The 9,858-nt window shown below is 36.9% G+C and carries 9 protein-coding genes and 1 tRNA gene; 8 read left to right on the plus strand and 2 right to left on the minus strand.

Features of this window, described 5'->3' with window-relative positions; all coding sequences use genetic code 11:
* Positions 1-18: 18 nt before the first annotated feature.
* From AAKU52_RS08330 to obgE, 6 genes are all read left to right on the plus strand, one after another.
* Positions 19-495: a redoxin domain-containing protein gene (locus AAKU52_RS08330; RefSeq protein ID WP_354332218.1), complete on the plus strand. Its 477-nt coding sequence runs from the start codon at positions 19-21 to the stop codon at positions 493-495.
* A gap of 89 nt (positions 496-584) precedes the next feature.
* Positions 585-658, plus strand: a tRNA-Arg gene (locus AAKU52_RS08335).
* Between the two features lie 147 nt (positions 659-805).
* Positions 806-1,087, plus strand: a complete 282-nt coding sequence (locus AAKU52_RS08340; RefSeq protein WP_354332220.1) for a type 1 periplasmic-binding domain-containing protein — start codon at positions 806-808, stop codon at positions 1,085-1,087.
* 390 nt (positions 1,088-1,477) lie between these two features.
* Positions 1,478-2,902: a Gfo/Idh/MocA family protein gene (locus AAKU52_RS08345; protein ID WP_354332222.1), complete on the plus strand. Its 1,425-nt coding sequence runs from the start codon at positions 1,478-1,480 to the stop codon at positions 2,900-2,902.
* 392 nt (positions 2,903-3,294) lie between these two features.
* Positions 3,295-3,864, plus strand: a complete 570-nt coding sequence (locus AAKU52_RS08350) for an adenylate kinase (protein WP_354332224.1) — start codon at positions 3,295-3,297, stop codon at positions 3,862-3,864.
* A 74-nt stretch (positions 3,865-3,938) separates the two neighbouring features.
* Complete coding sequence (gene obgE, locus AAKU52_RS08355; protein WP_354332226.1) at positions 3,939-4,937, plus strand: GTPase ObgE; 999 nt, start codon at positions 3,939-3,941, stop codon at positions 4,935-4,937.
* Here obgE and AAKU52_RS08360 read toward each other — a convergent pair.
* Both AAKU52_RS08360 and nhaA read right to left on the minus strand, forming a co-directional pair.
* A complete protein-coding gene (locus AAKU52_RS08360) occupies positions 4,934-6,133 on the minus strand; it encodes an aspartate aminotransferase family protein (RefSeq protein WP_354332228.1) in 1,200 nt (399 codons plus the stop codon). The genes obgE and AAKU52_RS08360 overlap by 4 nt on opposite strands.
* Positions 6,134-6,170: 37 nt before the next feature.
* Entirely contained in the window at positions 6,171-7,490 is a 1,320-nt protein-coding gene (gene nhaA, locus AAKU52_RS08365; RefSeq protein ID WP_354332230.1) for a Na+/H+ antiporter NhaA, read from the minus strand.
* 129 nt (positions 7,491-7,619) lie between these two features.
* On the opposite strand from nhaA, the gene trxA reads away from it, so the two are divergent.
* The gene (gene trxA / locus AAKU52_RS08370) at positions 7,620-7,919 is read left to right on the plus strand and encodes a thioredoxin (RefSeq protein ID WP_354332232.1); all 300 of its coding nucleotides are present in this window, start codon (positions 7,620-7,622) and stop codon (positions 7,917-7,919) included.
* A gap of 428 nt (positions 7,920-8,347) precedes the next feature.
* The gene (locus tag AAKU52_RS08375) at positions 8,348-9,556 is read left to right on the plus strand and encodes an acyltransferase family protein (RefSeq protein ID WP_354332234.1); all 1,209 of its coding nucleotides are present in this window, start codon (positions 8,348-8,350) and stop codon (positions 9,554-9,556) included.
* Positions 9,557-9,858 lie beyond the last annotated feature (302 nt).

The following is a 9,858-nucleotide window of genomic DNA, read 5'->3' on the forward strand; positions in this document are numbered from 1 at the left end:
AGAATAAAACAAATAATTATGGCATTGAAAGCAGGCGATAAAGCTCCAGATTTTAAATTATTCAGTTCAGAACTGAAAGAAGTTTCCTTAAATGATTTTAAAGGAAAGAAATTAGTTATCCACTTTTTCCCAATGGCCTTTAGCGGTACTTGTACAGAACAACTTTGTACGTTGAGAGATAGTTTTGGTTATTATGAAGGTATCAATGCAAATGTTATTGCTATTTCAGTAGATTCTCCTTTTTCTTTAGCTAAGTTTAAAGAAGAGCAAGGTTACCAATTTCCATTATTATCTGATTTTAACAAAGAGGTTTCTCAGGCTTTTGGTGCTTTTTATGATGAATTCGTCTTTAATTTAAAGGGCGTTTCTAAAAGAGCTGCTTTTTTAATTGATGAAGAGGGAAATATCAACTATGCTGAAGTATTGGAAAATGCAGGCGATCTTCCTGATTTTAATGCAATTAAGGTAGCTATAGAAGCTGAGTCTGCAAAATAATTGATGAAATGTTCAAGTTTTGTTTGGAAATAATTGCATAATTCAATTTCAAACATTACTTTTGCATTCCCTTAAACGATAAGGGAAATGCATTCGTAGCTTAATTGGATAGAGCACCTGACTACGGATCAGGAGGTTAGGGGTTCGACTCCCTTCGAGTGCACAGATTAACATTAGAAAGCCCTGTAAAATCAAGTATTTACAGGGCTTTCTTTTTTATATACATACGGGTTTACATACCCTTCTAACATCTCACTGTGTACCCGAGAAAAAAGATATTCATTTCACTGCATGTAACCTTAAAACGGGAATGTTGGAAGCTATGGATGCCCTTGTTGAGAAAGGCATATCTCATATTGCCTTAATTAATGGTTCAGAAAAATTAATGGCTAGTAAGCAGCGGCTACAAATCTACTTACAAGGATTAAAGCAGAACAATATCCAACATGATGAAAGATTGATACAATCCTCTGACCTTTCTAAAGATGGTAATCAGGAGGCAATGAGGCCTGCGGCTATAATTATCTTTAATGATTATCTCGACCTTGATGGGATTGTAATTGCTAAAAAAAATAACCTTGTCATAAATTAAGATATTTTCTTTGTAAGTTTTGCTAATCTGCCGATATGGATTTATATGAATGACAGGCCTTTGGGTTCGATTGAGCAATTTCCATATAAACAAGGTGTAAAAGCCGCTGAAATACTCTTTTCACTTCTCGAAAATCCGGCGCTCACAGAACTTCCTCAACCCATATTCCAACAAGTTGTTTTTGAGTCCAAATGAATTATTCATTCTTTATAATGCTTTAATTCCTTGATTAAATAAATCTTCGCCAATTAAATAAACAAACGTCTGCTCAAATTACTCAAACGTTTGTCTTATCTTGGCATAGCTGTATTTCTAATATAAATTTTCATATTGTATTATCACTGCTGTTGATGATAGCTTTATCACCTTTTAAAAACAAATTATAAACCAATGAAAGATAACCGTAGAAATTTTTTAAAATGGACAGGTATTGCTGGCCTTACTTTAACAGGAGGCAGTATATTCAAAGGATTTGCGGCAGAACCAGATCCAAAAGCTGCCAATGATTTCAAAGGGACTAACCATGTGCAGCATTTTAATATGTGTGGTTATGCTGCGCCAAAACTTGATACGGTGAGAGTGGGTTTTATCGGATTAGGACAAAGAGGCCCGGGGCATGTGAGTAACTTGAGTAAATTGGAAGGTGTTGAAATCACAGGACTATGTGATGTGCGACCAGAAATGGTTAATAAGGTCAAAAAAAGCCTGGCAGGTACAAATCATAAACCAAAATTATATACCGATAGTAAAGATTCGTGGAAAAAACTATGTGAGAACAAAGAGATAGACTTGATTTATATTTCTACGCCATGGGATTTGCACGTGTCTATGGCTTTATACGCTATGGAACAAGGGAAACATGTAGCTATTGAGGTTCCTGCTGCGGTTAAAGTAGAAGAATGCTGGCAATTAGTTGAAGCATCTGAGCGTACACGCAAACATTGTATGATGCTTGAAAACTGCTGTTATGACTTTTTTGAACTGCTCACATTTAATATGGCAAGACAAGGCTTCTTTGGTGAAATTGTTCATGCAGAAGGTGCCTATCTTCATGACTTAATTAATTTAAATTTTCAGAAGGATGGCTATTATGAGATGTGGCGCTTAAAAGAAAATTATAGAAACGGTAATTTATATCCAACTCACGGTTTAGGACCGGTTTGTCAGGTTATGGATATTAACCGCGGTGATAAGCTCGATTACCTGGTTTCTATGTCAGGCAAAGATTTTTTAATGGGAGAGAGGGCAAAAGAACTTGCCGCAAAAGACGATTTCTTTAAGCCATTTGAAAATCAAACTTACCGTGGCAATATGAACACAACTACTATTCGTACAACTAAAGGGCGTACAATAATGTTGCAGCACGATGTGAGTTCGCCAAACGTTTATTCCCGAATCCATAAAATAAGTGGAACAAAAGGTTCTGCCCTAAAATATCCTCAACCAGGACGTATTGCAACCAGTGAAAAAGAAAGTTGGTTAACAAACGAGGAAATGAAAGCTATTGAAATAAAATATCAGCCTGCCATCGTTAAAAAGATTGGTGAAATAGCTAAAGAAGCTGGTGGTCATGGGGGAATGGATTTCTTAATGAATTGGCGATTAATTGATTGTCTGCGTAATGGCTTACCTCTTGATCAGGATGTATATGATGCAGCACTCTGGAGTGCTATTGCGCCTTTAAGTGAGCAGTCTGTCGCCAATCGCTCCAATTCTGTCGACATTCCGGACTTTACCAATGGTTCTTGGAAGGCAAATATACCCGTTGACCTATTATTAGAAAAAGGTGGAACAACCAAAGTAAAATTAAAGTAAATCGAGTTAATATTAATGCAAAATCCGTTATTTTATAACTGATTTTGTCTTTTTTAGTAAAAATTAATGTAAATTAATTATATATTATTATATTGGTTACATCAATTATTCTTATAATGAAATACAGGTATGCCTTCTTTTTTTATTTATCATCAATAGCCGTTTTAGGTTGTAACAGTTTTAAAGTCAATAATTTACCATTAGTATACACCCCGTCTTCAGAAAAAAATCCATATAATAAATTAAAAACTATATATTTGCAGCCTTTATAGGATTTTTGTCTATGCACTTTACTTTTGCAGGTAACCCATAGACTTTTATTCTTCGGCTTTTACCGACATAAGTCTTGCTAAAACAGCATCATGACTTTTTAAACTTTAAAGACAACCCGAATGCTAAATTTTGTTCTCTTTGGCCCCCCGGGTGCAGGCAAAGGCACCCAATCTCAAAAATTGATTGAAAAATATCAATTGATACATATTTCAACTGGTGACCTATTTAGGGCACATATAAAAAATCAATCTTCGCTTGGCCAGCAAGTAAGTCAGTTAATAGCCGATGGACAACTTGTTCCTGATGCAATTACCATTGCAATGCTGGAAGAGGAAGTTGATAAAAACCCTGAGGCTAAAGGTATCATTTTTGACGGCTTTCCACGTACGGTACCTCAAGCGCAAGCTTTAGATGAGTTTCTTGAAAGTAAGGGGACAGCGATCTCTGGCGTAATTGCCCTTGATGTTGATCAAGATGAGCTTTGTAAGCGCATTGCCCAACGCCAGATAGAAACCGGTAGGATAGATGATCAGGCTGATAAATTGCAAAAACGTATTGAAGAGTATTTCAACAAAACGGTACATGTTTTACCTTATTATGAGGCTCAAAACAAGTTGGTTAAAGTAAATGGTATTGGTAAGATAGATACTATCTTTGCTGAACTTAGCGCTGTTGTTGATCAGTATTAAATTAAAATTTTTTAAGTAGCGGGACGAATGTAACTTCTTCCCGCTACTTTTGTTTTATATCAAAAAAATAAATTATGTCGCAAGGTTCAAATTTTGTAGATTATGTTAAAATATGCTGCCGTTCCGGTAAAGGTGGGGCAGGTTCTGCACATTTACACCGCGATAAATTAACCTCTATGGGTGGTCCTGATGGTGGTGATGGTGGTCGTGGTGGTCATATCATCCTCAGGGGCAATACGCAGTTTTGGACTTTGTTGCACTTGAAATACCGTAAACACATTATGGCTAAAGATGGTGAATCTGGCTCTAGTGGTACCTCGTCAGGTAAATTTGGTAAAGATGAGATTCTTGATGTGCCCCTGGGTACTATTGCTAAAGATTCTGAAACTGGTGAAGTCTTATTTGAAATCACTGAAGAAGGTGAAACTAAAATCTTGACTCCTGGTGGTAGGGGTGGTTTGGGTAACTGGCATTTTAAAACCGCTACTTTACAGACGCCTCGTTTTGCACAACCAGGTGAGCCCGGTCTGGAAAGATGGATTGTCCTTGAATTAAAAGTGCTGGCTGATGTTGGTTTAGTTGGCTTCCCAAATGCGGGTAAATCAACTTTGTTGTCTGTAATGTCTGCTGCTAAGCCTGAAATTGCTGATTATCCTTTTACTACTTTAGTGCCAAACCTTGGTATTGTTGATTACCGTGGTGGCAAATCTTTTGTAATGGCTGATATTCCTGGAATTATTGAGGGTGCCTCTAAAGGTAAAGGTTTAGGATACCGGTTTTTGCGTCATATTGAACGTAATTCAGTACTCTTGTTTATGGTTCCTGCTGATACCAACCGGACAATTAAAGAAGAGTACGAAATTTTAAAAAAGGAATTGCAAGAATATAATCCTGAATTGATGCAGAAGCCTCATTTATTAGCAGTAACCAAGTCAGATTTGCTTGATAATGAACTGATGGAAGAAATGAAAAAAGACCTGCCTGCAAATATTCCCGCTATATTTATTTCATCTGTAGCACAGAAAAACATCATAGAACTGAAAGATATGCTTTGGCAGGCTATCGGTGCTTAATTTTTTAGCGTTCCTATTAAATCTAAAGATTCTAAAATTACGGCACATACCTGGTGGATTTCTTCTTCTTTAATAATTAAAGGAGGAGCAATCCGCATTGCCGTTTCGCAATGCAGGAACCAGTCTATCACTACGCCGCGTTCCTGACACAGCTGACTTACTTTTTCTACTTGTTCAAAGCTGTCTAGCTGTATGCTCAGCATCAATCCTTTGCCGCGGATTTCGCGAATCAGCGGGTGTATCAATAATGTACGAAATAGCTCACCTTTTTTATTAACTTCCTGAACTAGGTTTTCTTCCAAAATGACTTCCAAACTTGCCATACCAGCACTGCAGCATACCGGGTGACCGCCGAAAGTAGTGATATGACCTAAAATTGGATTTTCTTTTAACACGCCCATTACTTCTTTATTCGCAATAAAGGCACCCATCGGCATGCCACCGCCTAATGCTTTGGCTAATAGTAAAATATCAGGAATGATTCCGTAGTTTTCAAATGCAAATAAGGTGCCTGTCCTGCCAAAAGCAGCTTGTATTTCGTCTAAAATCAATAGTGCACCCACTTCCGTGCATCGCTTGCGTAAGGCCAGCATGTAATTTACTGTGGGTACTCTAATTCCGGCTTCGCCTTGTATCGTTTCTAATATAACACAGGCCGTATCTTCTGTAATTAATGCTAAATCAGCTGCTTCATTGAAATTTATGAAACGTACACCTGGAAGTAAAGGCCGGTAGTCCTGTTTAAAATGCTCATTTCCCATCACGCTTAATGCACCATGTGTGCTGCCATGATAAGAGTTGTAAAAGGAAACAATGCCAGACCTGCCGGTGTATTTTTTAGCGAGTTTCAATGCTCCTTCTGTTGCCTCTGTTCCCGAATTAACAAAATAGACGTTGTTTAAGCTGTCTGGCAGCAGTGCTACTAGTTTTTGTGCAAAAAGCACCATCGGTGTTTGCACAAACTCTCCGTAAACGGTTAAATGTAAATACTTATCCAGTTGGGCTTTAATAGCCGCAATTACTTTTGGATGCCTGTGACCAATATTGCTCACTGCAAAACCAGAAACAAGGTCAACATACGACTTTCCATTTTTATCAAATAAGTATATGCCGGCTGCGTGATCTATTTCCAAAAAATTTGGCGAAGTTGATGTTTGAGCGTTATTTTGAAGAAAAAGTTGTTTATGACTTATCATTGTTTTAACTTTTGTAAAGTCGCTTGAATTGTTCAAATTAGACAGAGGTTTTTTGTTTTGCTGTTCTTTTAAGGGCAATTAAACCTAATACTCCAGCAATTATTGAGGCTAGTAAAATACCATATTTAGCCTGGTTGATCATCGTGGCATCGGTAAAGGCAAGGTTGCTGATGAAAAGTGACATCGTAAAGCCTACTCCAGCCAACAAAGCAACGCCAACAATATGGCTCCAGTTAGATTGTGCCGGAAGTTTTGCAATTTTAAACTTTACCATTAACCAGGTGAAAAGCAAAATCCCAATAAATTTCCCTGCTATTAAGCCAATGGTAACCCCCATACTTACAGGGTTTAAAATAGCGGTAAAGAAATCGGCACCTATAATCATTCCAGAGTTAGCTAGGGCAAACAAGGGCATAATCAGGAAAGCTACCCAAGGGTGCAGGCCGTATTCAATTTTTTGAAGTGGTGTTTCTGCTGCTATACTAATGTCTTTAATTTGCTGAATGGTTTGGTGCTGCTCTGGAGTGGTCAGCGTGCTGTTACTGGGTATCTCATTGTCAAATTCTGTAATTAGTTGTTTTACTTTTGTGGAATAAACTAATTCATTGATTTTTGTTGTTGCCGGTATAGTAAAAGCGGTTAACACGCCGGCGATGGTAGCATGCACTCCAGAAAACAGGAAGCCCAACCAAACTACAACTCCCAAAAATAAATATACTATCGGATTGCGGATACCTAAATAATTACCACCTAACATCAGCATCAAGAAAATTCCAGCTATGCCCAATGGAAGGAAATTCAAATCCGATGTATAAAAAAAGGCGATCACCAATACAGCTCCAAGATCATCTGCTACGGCTAATGCGGATAGAAAAACTTTTACAGAAGTTGGAATGTGTTTGCCCGCCATAGATAATAAGGCTAATGCAAATGCAATATCCGTTGCCATAGGGATACCCCAACCGTGTTCGGCAGTGGTGCCCTTGTTCATTAAAAAGTATATTAATGCCGGTACAACCATACCACCCAGGGCAGCAGCCATAGGTAAGGATGCTTTTTTTATGGTGGAAAGCTCGCCATCCATAAACTCCCTTTTAAGTTCTAATCCGATTACAAAGAAAAACACAGCCATAAGTCCGTCGTTAACCCAAATGTGTAATGGCTGCTCAAATAAATATTTATCAAATCCTACTGATAAAGGCAAATGCCAAAGGTGTTGATAGCTGTCGGCAAAAGCGGAATTAGCCCATACTATAGCGACGATTACACTTAAAAATAATACGATTCCGCTAGTGTATTCAAGGTGGATAAACCTGCTTACTGGTGCTATTATTTTATCAATGGGTGATTTTTGCATTTTAATTTTTTAGGGTGTATTTCTGCAAAAATAAGGTTTTAAATTAAAATGATGGGCTTATAGTGTAAACAATTAAAACCAGATGCCTATTTGCATTGTTAATCAAGTAATACCTAATGTTATCGTCTTATGGCAAGTTTTTCAGAATTGATTAAATCAAATAAACCAGTATTGGTAGATTTCTCTGCTACCTGGTGTGGTCCTTGTAAAATGATGGTTCCTATTTTAGATCAGTTAAAGGGTATGATGGGGGAGAAGGCCACTATTTTAAAAGTTGATGTGGATAAGAACCCTGCTGTTTCAAAAATTTACCAGATCCAAGGGGTGCCAACGCTTATTTTATTTAAAGATGGACAAATTAAGTGGAGGCAGTCTGGAGTGATTCAGGCAAACCAACTGAAATCTATTATTGAAGGCTATCTGGTTTAACATGTATCAATTCTGTATTTTTTTATAGTAAACCTGTTATTCTTATAGTTACAATTTCTATTCCTTTTATTTTTTTATTAGCAAATGATTCTTACCAAATATTGGATGACATCGTTTTATTCAATTCCAGCTCACCGCAAAGACCAAATAGTGGGAATTTTATTTTATAGTAGAAAAGATCACCTTATAGGCATTTGGAGAGCTTAAAGGGGTAAAATTCCCTAAGAGTGTGTCGGGATAAACACGTAAAACTCCTGGGAATTCAATATTAACAAACAAGTTCCTTATCATGTTCAAATATTGAAATGTAGAAAGGGCAAAAGTATCGATTTCAACTGTTTTCCTCACTTTTCCATCTTCTTTAATTTAAGTCCGACAGGCTGTTAGAAATGTTGTTGATTAGATGAAAATTTTCATTACCTTTTGAAATGGCATCTTCAGAACCTTTTGTAAAATCTTTTTGGCCAAATAACAGAATAGCTTCTGTTGATGTCTACCGTGGTTTTGTTATGTTATTAATGATGGCAGAAGTGCTTTTTCTTTCGAAAGTGAGCCAGAAATTACCAGACAGTTCTTTCTGGCAGGTTTTATCATTTAATCAGAGCCACGTACCATGGACATGGCTCGCATTACATGACCTCATACAACCATCTTTCACATTTTTAGTTGGTGTAGTACTGCCTTTTAGCATTGCAAGCAGAAGAAGTAGGGGGGCCACATTCGGAAATTTACTGCAACATACCATTAAACGTTCTATTATTTTAATATGCCTGGGCATATTTCTGAGATCAATGAACTCCAGTCAAACTAATTTTACTTTTGAGGATACCCTTACTCAAATTGGCCTAGGTTATACTTTCTTAGTGCTTTTGGGGTTTTATTCACAGCGGGTTCAGCTTATTGCGTTGATCGCAATACTTTTTGGATATTGGCTGGCATTTGCTTTATATCCGCTGCCCGGTGCTAACTTTGATTATGCATCAGCTGGCGTTGCTGCAAATTGGGAACATAATTTACAGGGTTTTTTGGCTCACTGGAATAAAAACACAAATTTAGCATGGGCATTTGACCGATGGTTTTTGAATCTTTTCCCACATGAGAATAGCTTTCTTTATAATGGAGGAGGTTATGTTACGCTTAGCTTTATTCCTACCCTTGGAACTATGATTCTGGGTCTGTTTGCGGGTAATATTTTGAATTCTATTAAGAATCCACAAGAAAAGTTGAAGTCTTTTATTCTTATTGGTACAAGTTTAATACTTTTTGGGGTTTTTCTACATCTAACTGGAATAAATCCAATTGTAAAACGGATTTGGACACCTGCCTGGACTATTTTTAGCGGAGGAATTTGCTTTTTATTACTGGCTTTATTTTATGGTGTAATAGATATAAAAGGTGCAAAGAGATGGTCATACTTTTTAGTAGTAATTGGTGTCAATTCGATTGCAGCTTATGTAATAGCAGATGGGGGTATTAGAACATTCATCGACAAGTCTCTTTATATTCATCTAGGACGAAATTTCGATCAAGTATTTGGTTCTGCATATGCCACACTGTTTGCAGGAATGTTGGTATTACTATTCGAATGGCTGATCTTATATTGGATGTTTAAGAAGAAAATTTTCATTAAAATCTAATATCATTGAAATCTTTAGGAAACCTGAATAGGCTTAACTAAAGATGGCTTAATTACTTTTTAAAAAGATATGAAGAATCTAATCAAACCTTTTTGAGCTAGCAATAATAAAAATCAATGAATATTGATCATGATAGCCTTATCAACTTTGAAACAAAAAAGATTCCACCACAGAAAAAGAATTAAAATCAGCATTTTAGGGGCTTACACCAGGGTCAACGCATTTAAATTTGATTTAAAATTTTAAGGAGAAATTGATCGTCCCAGCCGGCTTTTAGCCTTTTGGTTACCAGAGACCCCTTT

It is taken from the genome of Pedobacter sp. CG_S7 (genome assembly GCF_040544395.1).
GTDB lineage: Bacteria > Bacteroidota > Bacteroidia > Sphingobacteriales > Sphingobacteriaceae > Pedobacter.